The organism is Sulfuricurvum sp. (assembly GCF_031427015.1).
Lineage (GTDB): Bacteria > Campylobacterota > Campylobacteria > Campylobacterales > Sulfurimonadaceae > Sulfuricurvum.
This window is the reverse complement of the sequence record NZ_JASJOW010000002.1, coordinates 228,455-245,006: the sequence shown is the minus strand read 5'-3', so window position 1 is coordinate 245,006 and position 16,552 is coordinate 228,455. Positions and strand designations below refer to the sequence as shown.

Annotated in this window: 31 protein-coding genes; 3 read left to right on the top strand and 28 right to left on the bottom strand. The window is 42.9% G+C overall.

Going from position 1 to position 16,552, the window contains the following annotated elements:
- Nucleotides 1-161: 161 nt before the first annotated feature.
- The 4 genes from trxA to RMO68_RS03660 all read right to left on the bottom strand — a co-directional run bounded on the left by trxA (nucleotide 162) and on the right by RMO68_RS03660 (nucleotide 3,776).
- Nucleotides 162-479, bottom strand: coding sequence for a thioredoxin (trxA, locus tag RMO68_RS03675; RefSeq protein WP_310439356.1), 318 nt, complete (start codon nucleotides 477-479; stop codon nucleotides 162-164).
- 103 nt (nucleotides 480-582) lie between these two features.
- Nucleotides 583-918, bottom strand: a complete 336-nt coding sequence (locus tag RMO68_RS03670) for a YraN family protein (RefSeq protein WP_310439355.1) — start codon at nucleotides 916-918, stop codon at nucleotides 583-585.
- 5 nt (nucleotides 919-923) lie between these two features.
- Nucleotides 924-2,999, bottom strand: a complete 2,076-nt coding sequence (locus tag RMO68_RS03665; protein WP_310439354.1) for a molybdopterin oxidoreductase family protein — start codon at nucleotides 2,997-2,999, stop codon at nucleotides 924-926.
- Between the two features lie 24 nt (nucleotides 3,000-3,023).
- The gene (locus RMO68_RS03660) at nucleotides 3,024-3,776 is read right to left on the bottom strand and encodes an SDR family NAD(P)-dependent oxidoreductase (protein WP_310439353.1); all 753 of its coding nucleotides are present in this window, start codon (nucleotides 3,774-3,776) and stop codon (nucleotides 3,024-3,026) included.
- A gap of 39 nt (nucleotides 3,777-3,815) precedes the next feature.
- On the opposite strand from RMO68_RS03660, the gene RMO68_RS03655 reads away from it, so the two are divergent.
- From RMO68_RS03655 to RMO68_RS03645, 3 genes are read left to right on the top strand one after another with little or no spacing between them, the layout of a single operon-like run.
- A complete protein-coding gene (locus RMO68_RS03655; RefSeq protein ID WP_310439352.1) occupies nucleotides 3,816-4,655 on the top strand; it encodes a S1 RNA-binding domain-containing protein in 840 nt (279 codons plus the stop codon).
- The gene (locus tag RMO68_RS03650) at nucleotides 4,645-4,863 is read left to right on the top strand and encodes a hypothetical protein (protein WP_310439351.1); all 219 of its coding nucleotides are present in this window, start codon (nucleotides 4,645-4,647) and stop codon (nucleotides 4,861-4,863) included. The genes RMO68_RS03655 and RMO68_RS03650 overlap by 11 nt, the downstream gene beginning before the upstream one ends.
- A gap of 27 nt (nucleotides 4,864-4,890) precedes the next feature.
- Nucleotides 4,891-5,205, top strand: a complete 315-nt coding sequence (locus tag RMO68_RS03645; RefSeq protein ID WP_310439350.1) for a pyrimidine/purine nucleoside phosphorylase — start codon at nucleotides 4,891-4,893, stop codon at nucleotides 5,203-5,205.
- 15 nt (nucleotides 5,206-5,220) lie between these two features.
- Here the strand turns inward: RMO68_RS03645 and RMO68_RS03640 are convergent, their stop codons facing one another.
- Genes RMO68_RS03640 through rpsJ form a run of 24 tightly spaced genes read right to left on the bottom strand, consistent with a single transcriptional unit; the run spans nucleotide 5,221 to nucleotide 16,505 of the window.
- The gene (locus tag RMO68_RS03640) at nucleotides 5,221-5,844 is read right to left on the bottom strand and encodes a tetratricopeptide repeat protein (protein ID WP_310439349.1); all 624 of its coding nucleotides are present in this window, start codon (nucleotides 5,842-5,844) and stop codon (nucleotides 5,221-5,223) included.
- Between the two features lie 56 nt (nucleotides 5,845-5,900).
- On the bottom strand, nucleotides 5,901-6,119 hold the full coding sequence (infA, locus tag RMO68_RS03635) for a translation initiation factor IF-1 (protein WP_013459075.1): 219 nt from the start codon (nucleotides 6,117-6,119) through the stop codon (nucleotides 5,901-5,903).
- Nucleotides 6,120-6,128: 9 nt separating this feature from the next.
- A complete protein-coding gene (map, locus tag RMO68_RS03630; protein WP_310439347.1) occupies nucleotides 6,129-6,887 on the bottom strand; it encodes a type I methionyl aminopeptidase in 759 nt (252 codons plus the stop codon).
- 2 nt (nucleotides 6,888-6,889) lie between these two features.
- The gene (secY, locus tag RMO68_RS03625) at nucleotides 6,890-8,152 is read right to left on the bottom strand and encodes a preprotein translocase subunit SecY (RefSeq protein WP_310439346.1); all 1,263 of its coding nucleotides are present in this window, start codon (nucleotides 8,150-8,152) and stop codon (nucleotides 6,890-6,892) included.
- Nucleotides 8,152-8,550 (bottom strand): 50S ribosomal protein L15, encoded by a 399-nt coding sequence (gene rplO / locus RMO68_RS03620; RefSeq protein WP_310439345.1) that lies wholly within the window; start codon nucleotides 8,548-8,550, stop codon nucleotides 8,152-8,154. Before rplO ends, secY begins: the two co-directional genes overlap by 1 nt.
- Nucleotides 8,551-8,553: 3 nt before the next feature.
- Nucleotides 8,554-8,997, bottom strand: a complete 444-nt coding sequence (gene rpsE / locus RMO68_RS03615) for a 30S ribosomal protein S5 (protein ID WP_295051673.1) — start codon at nucleotides 8,995-8,997, stop codon at nucleotides 8,554-8,556.
- A gap of 9 nt (nucleotides 8,998-9,006) precedes the next feature.
- Complete coding sequence (rplR, locus tag RMO68_RS03610) at nucleotides 9,007-9,363, bottom strand: 50S ribosomal protein L18 (protein ID WP_310439344.1); 357 nt, start codon at nucleotides 9,361-9,363, stop codon at nucleotides 9,007-9,009.
- 11 nt (nucleotides 9,364-9,374) lie between these two features.
- On the bottom strand, nucleotides 9,375-9,911 hold the full coding sequence (gene rplF / locus RMO68_RS03605) for a 50S ribosomal protein L6 (protein WP_310439343.1): 537 nt from the start codon (nucleotides 9,909-9,911) through the stop codon (nucleotides 9,375-9,377).
- 9 nt (nucleotides 9,912-9,920) lie between these two features.
- The gene (gene rpsH / locus RMO68_RS03600) at nucleotides 9,921-10,316 is read right to left on the bottom strand and encodes a 30S ribosomal protein S8 (RefSeq protein ID WP_310439342.1); all 396 of its coding nucleotides are present in this window, start codon (nucleotides 10,314-10,316) and stop codon (nucleotides 9,921-9,923) included.
- Nucleotides 10,317-10,357: 41 nt separating this feature from the next.
- Nucleotides 10,358-10,543: a type Z 30S ribosomal protein S14 gene (locus RMO68_RS03595; protein ID WP_041666707.1), complete on the bottom strand. Its 186-nt coding sequence runs from the start codon at nucleotides 10,541-10,543 to the stop codon at nucleotides 10,358-10,360.
- Nucleotides 10,543-11,088 (bottom strand): 50S ribosomal protein L5, encoded by a 546-nt coding sequence (gene rplE / locus RMO68_RS03590; protein WP_294897314.1) that lies wholly within the window; start codon nucleotides 11,086-11,088, stop codon nucleotides 10,543-10,545. The genes RMO68_RS03595 and rplE overlap by 1 nt, the downstream gene beginning before the upstream one ends.
- Before the next feature lie 2 nt (nucleotides 11,089-11,090).
- A complete protein-coding gene (gene rplX, locus RMO68_RS03585; RefSeq protein ID WP_294870753.1) occupies nucleotides 11,091-11,321 on the bottom strand; it encodes a 50S ribosomal protein L24 in 231 nt (76 codons plus the stop codon).
- A complete protein-coding gene (rplN, locus tag RMO68_RS03580) occupies nucleotides 11,321-11,689 on the bottom strand; it encodes a 50S ribosomal protein L14 (protein ID WP_015652602.1) in 369 nt (122 codons plus the stop codon). Before rplN ends, rplX begins: the two co-directional genes overlap by 1 nt.
- On the bottom strand, nucleotides 11,686-11,937 hold the full coding sequence (gene rpsQ, locus RMO68_RS03575) for a 30S ribosomal protein S17 (protein WP_310439341.1): 252 nt from the start codon (nucleotides 11,935-11,937) through the stop codon (nucleotides 11,686-11,688). Before rpsQ ends, rplN begins: the two co-directional genes overlap by 4 nt.
- A 10-nt stretch (nucleotides 11,938-11,947) precedes the next feature.
- The gene (gene rpmC, locus RMO68_RS03570; RefSeq protein WP_015652601.1) at nucleotides 11,948-12,133 is read right to left on the bottom strand and encodes a 50S ribosomal protein L29; all 186 of its coding nucleotides are present in this window, start codon (nucleotides 12,131-12,133) and stop codon (nucleotides 11,948-11,950) included.
- Nucleotides 12,120-12,545, bottom strand: a complete 426-nt coding sequence (rplP, locus tag RMO68_RS03565) for a 50S ribosomal protein L16 (protein WP_015652600.1) — start codon at nucleotides 12,543-12,545, stop codon at nucleotides 12,120-12,122. The genes rpmC and rplP overlap by 14 nt, the downstream gene beginning before the upstream one ends.
- 2 nt (nucleotides 12,546-12,547) lie before the next feature.
- On the bottom strand, nucleotides 12,548-13,258 hold the full coding sequence (rpsC, locus tag RMO68_RS03560) for a 30S ribosomal protein S3 (protein WP_295012828.1): 711 nt from the start codon (nucleotides 13,256-13,258) through the stop codon (nucleotides 12,548-12,550).
- A 2-nt stretch (nucleotides 13,259-13,260) separates the two neighbouring features.
- Complete coding sequence (gene rplV / locus RMO68_RS03555; RefSeq protein ID WP_013459059.1) at nucleotides 13,261-13,578, bottom strand: 50S ribosomal protein L22; 318 nt, start codon at nucleotides 13,576-13,578, stop codon at nucleotides 13,261-13,263.
- Between the two features lie 9 nt (nucleotides 13,579-13,587).
- Nucleotides 13,588-13,869: a 30S ribosomal protein S19 gene (gene rpsS / locus RMO68_RS03550; RefSeq protein WP_015652597.1), complete on the bottom strand. Its 282-nt coding sequence runs from the start codon at nucleotides 13,867-13,869 to the stop codon at nucleotides 13,588-13,590.
- Nucleotides 13,870-13,872: 3 nt separating this feature from the next.
- Nucleotides 13,873-14,712 carry a 50S ribosomal protein L2 gene (gene rplB, locus RMO68_RS03545; RefSeq protein WP_310439340.1) on the bottom strand — a complete coding sequence of 280 codons (840 nt, stop codon included), beginning with the start codon at nucleotides 14,710-14,712 and terminating at the stop codon, nucleotides 13,873-13,875.
- Nucleotide 14,713: 1 nt separating this feature from the next.
- On the bottom strand, nucleotides 14,714-14,995 hold the full coding sequence (locus RMO68_RS03540; RefSeq protein ID WP_015652595.1) for a 50S ribosomal protein L23: 282 nt from the start codon (nucleotides 14,993-14,995) through the stop codon (nucleotides 14,714-14,716).
- A gap of 1 nt (nucleotide 14,996) precedes the next feature.
- Complete coding sequence (gene rplD / locus RMO68_RS03535; RefSeq protein ID WP_310439665.1) at nucleotides 14,997-15,611, bottom strand: 50S ribosomal protein L4; 615 nt, start codon at nucleotides 15,609-15,611, stop codon at nucleotides 14,997-14,999.
- Entirely contained in the window at nucleotides 15,608-16,183 is a 576-nt protein-coding gene (gene rplC, locus RMO68_RS03530) for a 50S ribosomal protein L3 (RefSeq protein WP_310439339.1), read from the bottom strand. The genes rplD and rplC overlap by 4 nt, the downstream gene beginning before the upstream one ends.
- 10 nt (nucleotides 16,184-16,193) lie before the next feature.
- Nucleotides 16,194-16,505 carry a 30S ribosomal protein S10 gene (rpsJ, locus tag RMO68_RS03525; protein ID WP_013459053.1) on the bottom strand — a complete coding sequence of 104 codons (312 nt, stop codon included), beginning with the start codon at nucleotides 16,503-16,505 and terminating at the stop codon, nucleotides 16,194-16,196.
- Nucleotides 16,506-16,552: the final 47 nt, after the last annotated feature.

The following is a 16,552-nucleotide window of genomic DNA, read 5'->3' as shown; positions in this document are numbered from 1 at the left end:
AAACCATACCAAAAGGGAGTTCGGAAGAAAATCGTTTTAGAAAAAATTTAGAGAAGGGATAAAAAAAGAAAAAAAGTGCGGTTTACTGCACGTGAGCTTCCCACCGAGGAAAATGCAGAGTTATCGTAGCCAAAGGAATACATCCCTTTGGCGTTAATAATTTATAGTAATGCGTTAATTTTATCAGCAAACGCTTGTTTAGAAGCCGCACCTACCATTTGTTCTACCACTTCACCGTTTTTAAAGAAAAGGATAGTAGGAATAGAACGGATACCGTATTTTACTGCAATATCTTGCTCTTCATCGGTATTTACTTTACAGATATTTGCTTTCCCTTCATACTCTGCCGCCAACTCTTCGATAACCGGAGCGATCATACGGCAAGGTCCACACCAAGGAGCCCAAAAATCGACTAAAGAGACACCCTCTTTAGTTACTTCATCAAAATTTGATACTGTCAATTCAACGTATTTACCCATTGTACTTCCTTGATTGCGAATGTTTGTTATGAGTCATTATAACGCTACAATCTTTAAAATGACTTATTACATTATTCTCACAATATTTCTCAGGAGAGGGCTCTTACAATGTAATATTTTCTATCCATTCTACACCCTCATCGGTTACTATGAGAGCATCAATACAGTAGTCACCATTAAGCCGTTTTTGCTGAAGATACGTTTGGATAGTACGCCCCAGTTTTTGAAGTTTTGCACGAGTGATATTATTGACGGCTTGCTCATAACTGAGCGCACTTTTTACTTCGACAAAATGGAGAACATTATCGGGAGTTAACGCAATAATATCGATCTCTCCGAAACGGTTATACACGTTTCGATCAATTATCCGAAAACCTTTGGATCGCAGATACTCACACCCCCGCTCTTCAGCAATATTGCCTTTGGCACGAGTGTGCATGAATGTTAATCCAGATAGTCGGGTTTAATCACCTCGACTTTGATCGATTTAAAGCGGGCTGTTTTGATCAGCTCGTCCGCCTCATCCCCGAAAAGAAAGTTAATATTGCTCTTGGCGTGATGGAAAGTCGTAAAGAGAGTCCCTTTTTTTACGGTTGAACTCACTTTCACCCTCAGCGGTGCACTTTGACCGTACTCACTTTTGAGAACAACAAAATCTTTGTACTCAAAAAACTCTTCATCTTCAACACTGACAAGCAATGTATCTTCGCTATGTGAGCGACTGAGTTTATCACATGCATTCGTTTGTGCACTATTGTTGTAATGGACTAAAACACGTCCGGTCGTGAGGTAATACCCCTCATGACTTTGAGTATTTAAGAGTTCCTCAACCTGACCGCGAGGAATATACTGATGATAATGAAATGACCCAAATCCATCTTTGGTTCGGAATTTGTCGATATGCAGAACCGGTAGATCTTCTTCTTGTACCGGCCACTGTAATCCGCGTAAACGATTGGATTCGAGTTTTTCATAACTCGCCCCCCCAAAACGGATCGGAGCATCTACACGTACTCTTTCCCACACATCACGGGAGTTTTTAAATCCGAAATCGGTACCGTAACGTTTGGAAATTTCAGCGATTACTTCCCAATCATCCGGCATCATAACGTTAATAAGAGGTTGAGAAAGGTGGAGTCGGCGTTCCGCGTTGACATAAACACCCGTCTTCTCATAAGCACTTTTTACCCCGAAGATAATGTCGGCAAATTTGGTAATCTCATTATCGAAGAGTTCATTCACAACTAAAAGATCGAGGTTCCCCAAAGCGGCGTGAATTTTGTTTTGGTTTGGATGGATATGGGCGATATCTTCACTAATGTTATAGAGGGCTTTGATCTTCCCATCCACCATCGCATTGATCAAATCGGGAGTCATCATCCCTACCTCTTTAGGCGGTTGATAATCGGGAGCGTAATAGGGCAACATTCCGACATCACAGGTTCCCTGAACATTATTCTGCCCCCGAAGCGGCATCAACCCAGCCCCCCGTTTACCGATATTTCCCGTGAGCATTGCAAGGTGGGTAATCGCCATAACCGCGTACGATCCGTCCAAATGTTCCGTAATTCCTAATCCCCAGAAAAAAAGGCTTTTACGTGTCGCATATTTGCGAGCAACCGTTCGAATTTCTTCTGCCAATGATTCATACCCCGGAATTTTGAGTAGATATTCAGGGTTGGCATACGGATCGTTCAACAGAGCGTTTTTGTACTCTTCGTACCCTTTGGTACGGCTGTTCACAAACTCTTTATTCACCAAATCTTCCGAGAGGATGACATACGCCATCATATTGAGAATCATCAGATTTGCTTCGTAGGGAATACTTAAATGATTGGTCGCCGATTTGGAAAGCTGTATGCGGCGAACGTCCAATACGGCAAGTTCGATATCTTTTTGCTTAATCACATCAAGCATACGGTTGGCAACGATAGGATGACCTTCTGTAGTATTACTTCCCATAACAACCATGTATTCGGTCTCATAAATGTCATCGAACGGATTGGTCATAGCCCCCTCACCGATCGTCGTACGCATTCCCTTTAGAGAGGGGGAATGGCAAACACGGGCACAGTTATCAACATGGGGAGACCCTACGACGTGACGGGTAAAATGTTGAAAAAGGTACGACCCCTCACAACTGGTACGTGCTCCGCCGATCGCGGCAAAACTATGTGCACCGTGTTCATCCGTAATTGATTTGAGTTTACGGGCAACAAGCTCATAAGCACTCTCATAACTGATCTCATAGAAATCGTGATCAACCGGTTCGAGATAATCCATATCCAAATCGGCAAAAAGTGCAGCGTTTTTGGCTAAAAAGGATTTACGAACACGGGCATTACGGAGACGTTTAGGATGGGTTACAAAATCCCATCCTTGTTTTCCTTTAATACACAAACGCCCTTGAGAGACGACACCCTCTTCTTTCGCAAAGATTTTTTGGATTTTATTATCCTCAACCTCAGCGGAAATATCACATCCTACGCCGCAATAGGTACAAACGCTGTCGATCACCATCGGATATTTCCTTGATAGTACGGGTTATGCACCCTTTTTAAAATTAGTGAAGTGTACAATTTTGTCTCTTAAGGACTGCGGAAATAACAAGACAATTCGAATCATTAAGTAAAATCTAAAAGGGAACGGATAACGAATTTTTTTTCGTTCAATCGCCTGTGTGATCCGTTTAATCCCCTCTTCGGTAGACATAAAAAAAGGCATTTTAAAGTGGTTTTTCTGCGTCATCTCCGATTCGATAAATCCCGGTAGTATCGTCATAACGGTAATGCCATGCGGTTTTAACTGATAGTGTAACCCTTCCGCATACGCGTTAAGCGCCCGTTTAGAACTGCTGTAGGCAATGGAGGTCGGCATGGTAAACAACGAGGCAAGTGAGGAGATAAAAATGATCTCACCCGATTTTTGTTCCATCAATTTTGGAATAATCGGCTCCAATAAAGCATGAACACTCAGAAAATTGGTTTTAAAGAGTCTCTCAAAATCTTCAAACGGTGTCACTCCCCCGCCGTGGCCGACCGATACTCCGGCATTAAGAATGATACGGTCAATCGGTTTGTCCGTTAGAATTTTTCCAATCTCTCCCGTTCGCTCAAAATCATTCACATCGGCAATGATCGTTTCAACCTCAGCACCCTTGTTTCGACATCGAGATGCTACGTCATTCAAACGATCTTCTCTACGGGCGATTAATACAAGCTGATGCTCACGCATTGCATAATGAAGTGCTAAGGCTTCCCCTAAACCGCTGCTTGCACCAGTAATTACAATTCTCATCTTTTCTCCCGCAAGCAAATAGTCGATATAATTATACCCATGAATGAAACACTAAAAATCGGGGAAATAAATATCCTCACAATTGATCGCGATACTGTTCCGGGGTTATTCCTCCGTGCACTGGATGAGAGCGATATATTACTGCCGAATCAATATGTTACTGACAAAATGCACATCGGCGATACCATCGATGTATTTGTCTACACCGACAGTGAAGATCGCCCTGTAGCGACGACCGTAACACCTAAAGCAATGCTAAATGAAATTGCCTTTGTCGAGGTAGTCGATACCAGCAGTATCGGTGCGTTTGTCAACTGGGGCTTGCCGAAAGATCTGTTTGTCCCTAGAGCGCTTCAAAAACGTCCGTTTGCCGTTGGAGAAAAGCGGCTTGTTCGGGTCATCCTCGATGAGCAAACCAATCGACTTGTGGGAACCGAAAAGATCAGTGGAGCGTTAGAGATGCCTCCAAAAAAATTTTATCCCAATACCCCTGTAAGTTTTATGATCATCGCCAAAACCCCTATGGGGTACAAAGTGATCGTGGATCATAAATACGAGGGGATGATCTATGCGAATGAGATTTTTGAAGATGTCCGTGTCGGACAGATCAAAAAGGGATTCGTAAAAGTTCTACGCCCTGATGGTAAGCTCGACCTCTCTTTGCAAATGGTCGGAAAAGCAAAAGCATCCGGTGCCGCCGATAAAATCCTCTCCATGATTAAAGCCAACGGCGGGATGTTGCCCTACAACTACAAAAGTGACCCCGATTTGATTCAAAAAACCTTCGCTCTTAGTAAAAAGAATTACAAAGCGGCATTGACACAACTCGTCGAGAGTAAAAAAATAACAGTTCAGGAGAACGGAATTTATGGGATATAGACCACTCAAAAACAATGCCATCATTCAACTTCGTCCGCGTAAAATTTCATACACTGAGGGGGATCGGACCATCACCCTAATTTCGATGAAACGTGAATCTATGGATCTAGAAGTAGAGATCAAAGAGGGAGACGAGATCAAAATTGTCTCCGATTTCCCCTTTGCCCATCTCCCAAAAAAGATCAAGAAAGAGATCAACCCGCTATAATTGCACCATTATTTTTAGGAGAAATCTATGTCACAATTTACCAACGTTACCGCTGATAAAAAAGCAAATATCTATTTTGAGGGTAAAGTTACCAGCCGAACACTCCGTTTCGAAGACGGAAGTATCAAAACCCTCGGGATTATGTTGCCGGGTGAATACACGTTTAATACGGGTGATAAAGAGATCATGGAGATCATGAGCGGTGAGATGGAGGTTCAGCTTCCGGGTTCAGAAGCGTGGATTTCTATTACAGGACCGCAAAGTTTTGATGTCCCTGCCAACAGTGCATTTCATTTAAAAGTTAAAACGATCAGTGATTACTGCTGTAGCTTTGTAAAATAATTTACCGTACAGAGATCAATCTCTCTGTACATCCTCCTCACTAATCCATCCCTCGCCGATATACGGTTCCCATCCATTTTTCCCACCAGTACCGCTTACTTTATAATACTTACCGCTTTTAGCTCTGGAAGTTACCGTGGTATACGCTTTGATCATATTACAGCTTCCGCTTTGGTCGCATATCTTTGTATCTTTATTGGTTTTCAACCGAATGCCCGCTATCGGGATAACCTCGCCGATTTTTATTTTTTCAGATTCCGACGATTTGAGTGTTTTGTCATACTTACCGTCAATCACATCCAAAAGGAGCTTACGAGACTCATTGTCCCCTTGCTTGGCTGCCGAGGCTAACCACATCATCCCCTGCGTAACATTGTGTTCCATCCCTCGACCGCGTACAAACATAATCGCAACATTAAACTGAGCATCAATGTACCCCTGTTGTGCCGATTTTAAATACCACTCTGCCGCCTGCGTTTGATTGGCCTCCACTCCGATGCCCCGTTCGTATATTACGCCCGTTTGAAACTGCGCTACTTTATCACCGCGTAAAGCCGCCGTATACGTTTCCCAAAATGATTGTTGTATTTCTGATGCAAAAAGAGAGGAGAAAAGAAGGGTGTATAAATATTTTTTCATAATGAGAAAATCCTTATCAAAAAATAGCTATCACCTACCCCTAGAGGGGAAGTAACTTATTTATAGCGATAGGTGATTCGCCCTTTATCCAAACTATAAGGAGTCAGTTCGATTTTTACCGTATCACCCGGTAGAATTTTAATGTAGTGCATACGCATTTTACCTGCGATATGACACAAAATCACATGACCATTCGGCAACTCAACACGAAACGTTGCATTCGGTAGTGCCTCAATAATCTTTCCGTCTACTTCAATGACATCATCTTTTGCCATATTATTCCTTTACGCGATTGATAATATTTCAGCTCTACCGTTGATAATTGCAACCGTATGCTCGTAATGAGAGCCTCTCAGCCCATCCGTGCTCACCACATCCCAACCGTTGGCTAGGATTTTGGAAGTCCCCTCTTTGTGACAAATCATCGGCTCTAAACAAAAAACCATTCCGTTTTTGATCTTTGGGCCTGCTTTCGCATTCTGACCGTCCAAATAATTGGGAATTTCAGGCTCTTCATGCGGCTTTTTGCCGATTCCGTGTCCACAAAATCCACGTAAAGGGACAAATCCCCTTGAGGTGATAAACGTTTCAAGCTCATAAGAGAGTTCTTTAAATCGCATCCCCTCACGAATAGTCTCAATTGCAAAATAGAGGGCATCTTTCGCACATGCGATCAATGCTTCATCTTCTGCAGAGATTTTACCTACACCAACCGATATTGCCGCATCCCCAAAATACCCATTTTTCTGAGTACCGACATCAAATCCGACAATATCACCCTCGCATAATGCGTAGTCCGTTGGGATACCGTGAATAATCACGTCATTGACGGAAGTACATACCGCACTGGGGAAACCGTAGAGCCCTTTAAAAGAAGGGAGGGCACCTTGACTTCGGATATATTCCTCACCCAATGCATCCAACTCTTTTAATGTAACTCCCGGCTTAGTATAAGCAGCTAAAAGCTCCAACGTCGCACCTACGATTTTATTCGCTTCACGAAGTTTGGCTATCTCATCATTTTTGCGTAGCGCAATCGCCATTGTTACAGGCCAACCGCGCTAAGGGTTTGATATTTGGACATATAAACCTGTGCTTCAATACGACGCATTGTGTCCAGTGCAACCTGAACCACGATAAGAACGGCTGTCCCTCCGAAGAAGAACGGTACTCCCATCGCTTTAACAATCACCCATGGCAATGTCGCCACAAGACCGAGATAAATAGCACCGGTAATGGTCAAACGCCCTGCCGTATCATTCAAAAACTCTTTCGTTGATTCACCCGGACGAACACCCGGAATAAAACCACCCTGACGTTTGAGGTTATCGGAAATGTCTTTTGCATTAAATACGATAGACGCATAAAAGAATGCAAAAAAGACAACAAATACAAATGTCAAAAAGTTAAAGAAATAGTGATTCGGGTTTAAAACATCCGCTACAGATTGGACGTAAGGATTTGTACTCGAAGACATCACTGTCATCGGGAACATCAAAATTGCCGAAGCAAAAATGACCGGAATAACCCCTGAAAGATTCACTTTAACCGGAATGTAGTTCATAACCCGCTTATTTTGATTTTGCATCATTGTTTTTTTAGCATAGGTAACCGGAATACGGCGTTCACCTAATTCAACATAGATAATGACTAAAATAGTCGCAATAATCAAAGCAATAATGGCAAGAAGCGATAAGAAACTCATAGCACCCGTATTTACCATCGTAACTGATTGAGAAATAGCACTCGGAATAGCTGAAACAATCCCTGCGAAGATGATTAGTGAAACACCGTTACCGATCCCGCTTTGAGTAATCTGTTCACCGATCCACATCAACAACATCGTACCGGCCAGCATCGAAACAACGGCCAATAACATGAAAGTACTGTGATCAACCAAAATAGCACTGCTTCCGTCTTTTCCGGTCATACTTTGCAATCCTACACTGACACCTATTGCTTGTACTATCGTAATAGCAATTGTCGCATAACGAATGATTTGCATGTATTTGACCATACCGTCACGCTCTTTTTTCATTTGCGCTAAGTTAGGAAAAGTGGCTGCTAAAAGTTCCATAATAATTGAGGCGGTGATGTAGGGCATAATGCCAAGAGAGATAATAGATAAACGTTCTACGGCATTTCCGCTGAACATGTTGAATAGACCTAACGCATCTGCCGCGTGATCATCAAAAAACGAAGCGATGACAGCTGTGTCAACACCCGGTACCGGCACGTATGCCAGTAGTCGGAAGATAAAGAGAAAACCGATCGTAATTAAGATCTTGTTTACAAGTTGTTGGTTCATTATTTACCAGTTGTTGTAACGTTTTCGTCTTTGATTTTAGATGCTAAATCTTTAGCGCTAGCGCCGACAAGTTTAACACTTGTAACCGATTTAGCTAAGCGATGTACACCACGGATACTCTCCATTGTAATTTCAGCAAGATTCGCGATCTCTTTTACTTTTTCAACATTGATTGTGGTTGGTTTCACAACACGTGATGTAAAACCGATTTTTGGCAAACGGCGAGCAAGTGGTTGTTGTCCACCCTCAAAGTTACGTTTTTCATTGTAACCTTTACGCGCTTTTTGACCTTTATGACCTTTACCGGCTGTTTTTCCTTGGCCACTTCCTTGGCCGCGGCCAAGACGTTTTGTGCTGTGGGTTGAACCCTCAGCAGGAGTAAGGTTTTCTAATGCCATAACTTATCCTTTGATACGTGATAGTGCATCGATTGTTGCACGTACCACGGTGTTTGGATTGTTAGAACCCAAAGACTTCGTCAAGATGTCTTGGATTCCCGCAAGCTCAAGTACCGGACGAGTAGCGCCACCGGCGATAACCCCTGTACCTTCAGATGCAGGTTTTAGCAAGATACGACTTGCGTTGTATTTAACTTCGATATCGTGAGCAATGGTAGTACCTTTGATCTTCACTTCTGTCAAGTTTTTAAACGCTTCGTCTACCGCTTTACGGATAGCATCGGGAACCTCTTTGGCTTTACCGACTCCGTAACCTACGGTTCCTTTTTTATTTCCTACAACTACGAGAGCAGTAAAACGAAAACGTCTACCACCCTTTACAACTTTTGTTACACGACCGATGTTTACAATCGCTTCTGAAAATTCTTCTCTGTTAATTGGATTCATCATCGTGCCTTAAAACTTGATTTCATTTGCACGAAGTGCTTCGGCAAACGCTTTTACGACACCGTGATACAAAAATCCGTTACGATCAAACGTAACTTCATTAATACCGGCATCTTTTAGGTTTTTAGCAAATACTGCCGCCGCTTTTTCAGCGTCCGCTTTATTTGCTTTAAGACCCAAAGTTTTTGAGTGTACTGCTGCCAATGTTACTGCTGCTTCATCATTAATCGCTTGTGCACTGATATAGCGGTTTGAGCGAAAAATTGATACACGTGGCAATGACGCACATCCTGAAATTTTAGAGCGAATACGGCGTTTACGCTGAAGGCGTTTTGCCGATTTATTTTTAAGTGTTTTACCTGTCATATCATCGCTCCTTATTTCTTAGATGTCTTACCGGCTTTACGCAGGATAGTCTCATCAGAATATTTAACACCTTTGCCTTTATACGGCTCAGGTGGACGGAATGAACGGATTACAGCTGCAATTTGTCCAATTTGTTGTTTGTCTGCACCTTTGATGCTGATAACGTTTTTCTCAACTGAAATATCAACACCGGCAGGGATGTCAAAGTTGATATCATGGCTAAATCCGAGTTGAAGATTCAATACTTTTCCATTTACAGCTGCACGATAACCAACCCCGTTGATCTCTAGTTTTTTCTCAAAACCGGTAGTCAAACCTGTAATGATGTTTGCAGCTAGTGCACGGTAAGTACCCCAGAATGCGCGATCAGTACGTTGATCAGAGTTTGTGCTAAACGTTAACGTATTACCTTCAAGAACAACACCACAGTTTCCAAGAGTATCCAAGATTTGTGTTGTTGCACCTTTGCTGAACGTCAATACCGTTCCATCAAGTGTCGCTTTTACATCAGCTGGGATAGAAATAGGAAGTTTTCCAATACGTGACATCTTATCTCCTTACCAAATTGTACAAAGGACTTCTCCGCCTACGCCAAGCTCGAATGCTTTATCGTTAGGAAGAACCCCTTTTGAACTGCTGACAATGATGGTACCGTAACCGTTTTTGAAACGTTTTAGTTCATCTTTACCTTTGTAAACACGACGTCCCGGTTTAGAGACACGTTTTACTTCATTGATAACCGTACGACCTTTTTCGTCGTATTTCAACACTACGTTGATTGTTTTTTTAACGCCGTCTTCAACAACATTAAAACTCTCGATGTAGCCTTTGTCTGCCAAAATGGCAACCACTGCTTCTACAACTTTTGAGTGCATCAATGTTGTAGAATCCAAACGACGCATAGCCGCATTACGGATACGAGTCAACGAATCCGCGATCAAATCATTAATCATTTATATTTCCTTATCTAATCATTAGGAGTATCAATCTGGAATTACCAGCTTGACTTTCTAACGCCTGGGATTAACCCTTCGTTTGCCATTTTACGGAAGCAAACGCGACAAATTCCAAAATCACTGATGACAGAGTGTGGACGACCACAAATCTGACAACGAGTATACGCGCGAACCGCAAACTTAGGTGTACGCGCCGCTTTAGCGATCATTGACTTCTTAGCCATTATTCTCTCCCTTTAGCAAACGGCATACCGATCATTTCAAGAAGCTTGAACGCATCTTTATCAGCTGTAGCGCTTGTTACCACCGTGATGTTCATCCCGTGGATTTGCATAATTGAATCGTAATCAACTTCAGGGAAAATCAACTGCTCGGTCAAACCGAAGTTGTAGTTTCCGCGACCGTCAAAACCGTTACGTGGAATACCACGAAAGTCTTTAACACGTGGAAGTGATACAGAGATCAATTTATCCATGAAATCATACATTTGAGCACCGCGCAGTGTAACTTTTACACCGACCGGCATCCCTTCACGTACTTTAAAACCTGCAACCGATTTACGAGCAACAACGACTGAAGCACGTTGACCAGCGATGTTGCTGATTGTATCTTGGATACTTTGGATCAATTTGTTGTCTTTCATGGCAAAACCACAACCAACAGAGATGATCACTTTTTCTAGAGCTGGAACTTGCATTACATTTGCAATTCCAAGAGCGGTTTGGAGCTCAGGTTTGAGCGCCAAGTATTTATCTTTTAGTCGTGCCATGATTACGCCTCAACTTTACGGACATTTGATGCATCAACAGGCATCTCTTTGTTCAAGAATCCGCCTTGTGGATTTTGCTCGCTAGGTTTGATCGCTTTTTTTGCAACGCGAACACCCTTAACGATTACTTTGTTTTTCTTAGGCATAACTTGAAGCAATTCTGCTTTAGTACCTTTATCGTCACCGGCGATCACTTCAACGATGTCGCCTTTTTTGAAATTAAATTTTGCCATCATACAACCTCTGGAGCAAGTGATACGATTTTCATGAAACCTGCGTAACGAACTTCACGGCTTACAGGTCCGAAAATACGTGTACCGATCGGCTCACGTTTTTTATCAAGGATAACGGCTGCATTTTCGTCAAAACGAATAAGTGAACCGTTTTCACGGTGAACTTCTTTTTTTGTACGAACAACAACGGCTGTTACTACTTGACCTTTTTTTACTTTACCGGTTGGAGCCGCTTTTTTAACAGAAGCGATGATAACATCACCTACTGTCGCATAACGACGTTTTGAACCGCCAAGAACTTTAATACACATGATCTCTTTAGCCCCTGTGTTATCGGCTACTGCTAGACGAGTAAAACTTTGAATCATGCGTTCGCTCCTTTAACAAGAGTTTTAAGACGGAACGATTTGCTTTTTGAAAGTGGACGACACTCGATCGCGATCACTTCATCACCAATGTTGAGTTGGTTGTTCTCATCATGAATCATGTATTTTTTGAAACGTTTTACCGTTTTGTGGTAACGTGGGTGCATAACACGGCGCTCAACAACGATTGTTGCTGTTTTTTCGCCGGCTTTTGTAACTACGATACCTTGAATTTCACGTTTGTGTGTCATAGCTTAGCCCTTACTTCACTGCGTTCATAGCAGTGTTAATGCGTGCAATGTCTTTTTTCGCCGTGCGAAGTTCGCTCGTGTTAGTCAATTGCATCATTTTTTGCTTAATTTTCAAAGTGAAAAGCTCAATTTTTTTCTCTTTGAGCATCCCTTGAAGTTCAGCAGCTGTTTTGTCGTTCAAATCAGTATATTTCATTGCTCATCTCCGCAGTTACAATTTTAGTTTTGAACGGAAGTTTTTGCATCGCAAGCGCTAATGCTTCACGTGCAAGAGTCTCTTCAACACCACCCATTTCAAAAATGATACGGCCTGGTTTGATGTTCATTACCCATTGGTCAACAGAACCTTTACCTTTACCCATACGCACTTCAAGTGGTTTGGCAGTCAATGGTTTAGCCGGGAACACGCGGATCCAGATTTTACCTTGACGTTTGATATGACGGTTTGCTGCAATACGAGCCGCTTCGATTTGGCGAGAGTTAATACGTCCCGCTTCCGTTGCTTTGAATCCGATAGAACCGAAATCCAATTTGTTAGCATTTGTAGCGTAACCGCGGTTACGCCCTTTCATCATTTTACGATATTTCGTACGTTTAGGCATCAACATGATTAGTTAGCCTTTCGTCGTGGACGACGTTGTTGATCGTCACCACGCTCTTCTTTAGATTCTTTTGCTTCTGGTTGGATGCCTTTAGTGAGAACCTCACCTTTGAAAATCCAAACTTTGATACCGATTACACCGTAAGTGGTGTGCGCTTCAGCAAAACCGTAATCAATTTTTGCACGAAGCGTATGCAACGGTACGCGACCTTCAAGGTACCACTCAGTACGAGCGATCTCAGCACCGCCAAGACGACCTGCAACTGAAACTTTAATACCTTTAGCCCCTGCACGTTGTGCATTTTGCATAACTTTTTTCATCGCACGGCGGAAAGCAACACGTTTTTCAAGTTGAGTCGCAACGTTTTCTGCAACGAGTTGTGCAGACGCTTGTGCTTTTTTCTCTTCTTTGATGTTAACGGCTACCGGCTTACCGATAAGGTTTTGAAGAGATTCTTTGATTTTTTCAATGTCAGAACCTTTCTTACCGATGATAATACCAGGACGAGCCGCGATGATCGTAACGCGAAGACGTTTCGCAGTACGCTCGATCACGATGTTGCTCACACCTGCGTAGTAGAGTTCTTTTTTCAAATAGGTACGGATTTTATGGTCTTCGCCCAATGAAACCGCAGCTGTTTTAAAGTTAGGGAACCAACGAGATTCCCAGTTGCGGTTAATACCGAGACGAAGTCCGATAGGATTAACTTTATGACCCATAATTATTTACCCTCTACTTCTACCAAAATGTGTGCTGTCGGCTTACGGATTCCAGAAGCGGTACCACGTGCACGTTGAGTGAAACGTTTAAGTACCGGACCGTTATCAACGCGGCATGATTTAATAACACAATCTTGCGCATCGATACCGCTGTTAGCTACGGCTGACGCAACCACTTTAGCGATGATTTTTGCCGCTTTGTTTGGAGTAAACTCCAATGCAGCCATTGCTTGCTCTGCATTCATTCCTTGAACTTCGCGAGCGATCAAACGAGATTTAGTCGGAGATACGCGAACGAATTTTAATAGTGCTCTTGCCATATCTCTTCCTTATTTCCCGATTTTCTTTTGTACAGAACCTTTATGGCCCTTAAACGTACGTGTTGGTGAAAATTCACCAAGTTTGTAACCAACGTGGTTTTCCGTTACGAAAACCGGTACAAACTGACGGCCATTGTGGACGGTAAACGTTAAACCGATCATATCTGGCAAGATCACACTACGGCGTGACCAAGTTTTGATAGGCTTGTTGCTTTTCGTCTCTTTGGCAGCAATCACTTTTTTCATTAGGTGTCCGTCAACAAACGGTCCTTTTTTTACTGATCTAGCCATTATCTACCTCTTCGGATTTGATTTACGGCGAGTAATAATAAGTCTATCACTTGCTTTCTTCTTACGTGTTTTAGCACCTTTAGTCGGTTTACCCCATGGAGTAACCGGGTGACGTCCTGAGTTTGTTTTACCTTCACCACCACCATGCGGGTGATCGATAGGATTCATAGCAGAACCACGTGTTTGAGGACGGATACCCATATGACGAGTACGACCTGCTTTACCAAGAACGATGTTAATGTACTCTTCGTTACCGACAGTACCGACAGTCGCCATACATTCACCCAACACATAACGCATTTCACTTGATGGAAGACGAAGAGAAACATATTTCCCCTCACGACCCATGATTTGCGCAGATGTTCCGGCTGAACGGACGATTTGTCCACCTTTACCCGGTTTAAGTTCGATGTTGTGAACCGTTGTCCCTACAGGGATGTTCATCAATTTCATCGCGTTACCCGCTTTAATATCCAAACCGCTCTCAGCAGCAGCGATAACATCACCGACTACCAAACCTTTAGGTTGGAGGACGTAACGTTTGTCACCGTCTGCATAGTTAACAAGAGCGATACGACAGTTACGGTATGGATCGTATTCGATTGCGGCAACAGTACCCGGAACACCGAACTTGTTACGTTTGAAATCGATAATACGGTAAAGCTTTTTAGCTCCCGCTTCTTTATGACGTGATGTGATACGACCGTTGTTGTTACGACCCGCAGCTGCCGGAAGTTTGATCAACAACGAGCGAACAGACGCTTTTGCCGTGATGTCCGAGTTATCAACGTTAGTATAGAAACGTCGGCTCGGGGTTGTTGGTTTATACGTTTTAATCGCCATATTACACCGCCAAACTATCGATTTGTGCGCCTTCTGGCAATTTCACATAAAACTTTTTAAAGTCATTTTGTTTGCCAGCAAGACCACGGAAACGTTTAACTTTTCCGCTTTGGTTTAGTGAGTTTACGCGAGCCGGAACGATTCCGAAATACTCTCTAAACACCTCTTTAAGAGCGTTCTTTGTCATACGTGGAGACGTTTGAACAACGATTACACCCTCTTCTTGAAGACCAAGGGTCTTCTCTGTATACAGGATTGATTTGATATCAGTAATATCTGCCATCTTAGCTCTCTTTAGTCAGATTTTCCCATACCGCTTTTTCGATAACCACCGAACGGTATGTCGCAGCCAAAAAGGCGTTGAGTTCATTCTCTTCTACAACGTATGTAGAAGCAATGTTACGGAATGCAAGATAGGTATTCTCATCGAGAATCTTTTTCACCAACAACGCATCACGAACATTCAATGCATTGAACAACGCCAATGCGTCTTTTGTTTTACCAGTCGGAACTTCAATCGAATCAACGATGAACAATTTCCCGGCTGTTGCCAAAGCATCCAACGCACATTTAAGCGCTAGTTTCTTTTGCTTTTTATTGATCTTTTGATCGTAGTTACGACCCGTGTTTGGTCCATGTGCAATCGCACCGCCAACAAAGATCGGTGAACGACGTGAACCGGCACGTGCGCCACCTTTACCTTTTTGAGCCCATGGTTTTTTACCACCACCGCTAATAGTTGAACGACTTTTTACAGACGCCGTATTAGAACGGATACTTGCTTGATACGATTTAACGTACAAGTAGAGGTTGTGGGTATTGATACCGCTAAAGCTCTCAGGCAATGCCAATTCAGAGGCTTTTTCGAATTTTTCGTTCAGTACAATCGCGCTCATTATTTCACTACCTTTACTCGACCTAGTGCACCGTTAGCGCCTGGGATTGAACCCACAACTACCAACACACCGTTTTCTGCGTCGTATGACATTACTTCATTTTTAACAGTAACTTGCTCGTTACCGTATTGACCTGACATTTTACGCCCTTTTTGGACTTTACCAGGCCATTCGCGGTTACCGATAGATCCACCAGTACGGTGAAAACGGTGTCCGTGTGCGCCAGGTCCGCCGGCAAAGTTCCAACGTTTCATAACGCCGGTAAAACCGCGACCTTTTGTATTGAAAGACGATTTAACCGTTTTTGCATCCGCTAAAGGAGCCATATCCAAATCACCGGCTTCGGTGTTTGCAACTTCTAATGTAGCGAATTTGTTGAATTCAGCAGAAAGATTATATTTCTTTTGTTGACCTTCAACCGGTTTATTTGTCGATTTGCCTTGGCTATACGCTACAAGCGCAGTGCCATCGTTCACTTCACAAACTTTGATCTCTTTTACTTTTAAAAGAGTTACCACTTTGCTCGGAACGCTGATCGTTCGGCTCATGCCGATTTTTTCTACAATGTATTCCACACCCTACTCCTTACTTGTCCATAGAGCGAACTTCTACGTCCACTTCCGGAGCCAAGTCAAGCTTCATCAAAGAATCAACTGTATCTGGCGTAGCCGACACGATGTCGATCAAACGTGCGTGCATACGAATCTCAAATTGCTCACGGGAGTCTTTATTGACGTGCGGAGATTTAAGAACCGTATATTTACGAATCTTGGTTGGCAAAGGGATTGGGCCGCGAATTTCCGCACCCGTTCGCTTTACAGCTTCAACAATAGAGGCAACAGAACGATCAAGTACACGATGATCGTACGCTCTAAGTTTTAAACGAATTTTTTCCATAATGTTTTCCTTAGATAAAAGAACTCGTCAGTCAATGCTGACTATAT

Excerpts from the sequence above, each read along its gene's own strand:
- trxA (WP_310439356.1), bottom strand. The coding sequence starts at position 479 with ATGGGTAAATACGTTGAATTGACAGTATCAAATTTTGATGAAGTAACT.
- RMO68_RS03670 (WP_310439355.1), bottom strand. The coding sequence starts at position 918 with ATGCACACTCGTGCCAAAGGCAATATTGCTGAAGAGCGGGGGTGTGAG.
- RMO68_RS03665 (WP_310439354.1), bottom strand. The coding sequence starts at position 2,999 with ATGGTGATCGACAGCGTTTGTACCTATTGCGGCGTAGGATGTGATATT.
- RMO68_RS03660 (WP_310439353.1), bottom strand. The coding sequence starts at position 3,776 with ATGAGAATTGTAATTACTGGTGCAAGCAGCGGTTTAGGGGAAGCCTTA.
- RMO68_RS03655 (WP_310439352.1), top strand. The coding sequence starts at position 3,816 with ATGAATGAAACACTAAAAATCGGGGAAATAAATATCCTCACAATTGAT.
- RMO68_RS03650 (WP_310439351.1), top strand. The coding sequence starts at position 4,645 with ATGGGATATAGACCACTCAAAAACAATGCCATCATTCAACTTCGTCCG.
- RMO68_RS03645 (WP_310439350.1), top strand. The coding sequence starts at position 4,891 with ATGTCACAATTTACCAACGTTACCGCTGATAAAAAAGCAAATATCTAT.
- RMO68_RS03640 (WP_310439349.1), bottom strand. The coding sequence starts at position 5,844 with ATGAAAAAATATTTATACACCCTTCTTTTCTCCTCTCTTTTTGCATCA.
- infA (WP_013459075.1), bottom strand. The coding sequence starts at position 6,119 with ATGGCAAAAGATGATGTCATTGAAGTAGACGGAAAGATTATTGAGGCA.
- map (WP_310439347.1), bottom strand. The coding sequence starts at position 6,887 with ATGGCGATTGCGCTACGCAAAAATGATGAGATAGCCAAACTTCGTGAA.
- secY (WP_310439346.1), bottom strand. The coding sequence starts at position 8,152 with ATGAACCAACAACTTGTAAACAAGATCTTAATTACGATCGGTTTTCTC.
- rplO (WP_310439345.1), bottom strand. The coding sequence starts at position 8,550 with ATGGCATTAGAAAACCTTACTCCTGCTGAGGGTTCAACCCACAGCACA.
- rpsE (WP_295051673.1), bottom strand. The coding sequence starts at position 8,997 with ATGAATCCAATTAACAGAGAAGAATTTTCAGAAGCGATTGTAAACATC.
- rplR (WP_310439344.1), bottom strand. The coding sequence starts at position 9,363 with ATGACAGGTAAAACACTTAAAAATAAATCGGCAAAACGCCTTCAGCGT.
- rplF (WP_310439343.1), bottom strand. The coding sequence starts at position 9,911 with ATGTCACGTATTGGAAAACTTCCTATTTCTATCCCAGCTGATGTAAAA.
- rpsH (WP_310439342.1), bottom strand. The coding sequence starts at position 10,316 with ATGATTAATGATTTGATCGCGGATTCGTTGACTCGTATCCGTAATGCG.
- RMO68_RS03595 (WP_041666707.1), bottom strand. The coding sequence starts at position 10,543 with ATGGCTAAGAAGTCAATGATCGCTAAAGCGGCGCGTACACCTAAGTTT.
- rplE (WP_294897314.1), bottom strand. The coding sequence starts at position 11,088 with ATGGCACGACTAAAAGATAAATACTTGGCGCTCAAACCTGAGCTCCAA.
- rplX (WP_294870753.1), bottom strand. The coding sequence starts at position 11,321 with ATGGCAAAATTTAATTTCAAAAAAGGCGACATCGTTGAAGTGATCGCC.
- rplN (WP_015652602.1), bottom strand. The coding sequence starts at position 11,689 with ATGATTCAAAGTTTTACTCGTCTAGCAGTAGCCGATAACACAGGGGCT.
- rpsQ (WP_310439341.1), bottom strand. The coding sequence starts at position 11,937 with ATGACACACAAACGTGAAATTCAAGGTATCGTAGTTACAAAAGCCGGC.
- rpmC (WP_015652601.1), bottom strand. The coding sequence starts at position 12,133 with ATGAAATATACTGATTTGAACGACAAAACAGCTGCTGAACTTCAAGGG.
- rplP (WP_015652600.1), bottom strand. The coding sequence starts at position 12,545 with ATGTTGATGCCTAAACGTACGAAATATCGTAAAATGATGAAAGGGCGT.
- rpsC (WP_295012828.1), bottom strand. The coding sequence starts at position 13,258 with ATGGGTCATAAAGTTAATCCTATCGGACTTCGTCTCGGTATTAACCGC.
- rplV (WP_013459059.1), bottom strand. The coding sequence starts at position 13,578 with ATGGCAAGAGCACTATTAAAATTCGTTCGCGTATCTCCGACTAAATCT.
- rpsS (WP_015652597.1), bottom strand. The coding sequence starts at position 13,869 with ATGGCTAGATCAGTAAAAAAAGGACCGTTTGTTGACGGACACCTAATG.
- rplB (WP_310439340.1), bottom strand. The coding sequence starts at position 14,712 with ATGGCGATTAAAACGTATAAACCAACAACCCCGAGCCGACGTTTCTAT.
- RMO68_RS03540 (WP_015652595.1), bottom strand. The coding sequence starts at position 14,995 with ATGGCAGATATTACTGATATCAAATCAATCCTGTATACAGAGAAGACC.
- rpsJ (WP_013459053.1), bottom strand. The coding sequence starts at position 16,505 with ATGGAAAAAATTCGTTTAAAACTTAGAGCGTACGATCATCGTGTACTT.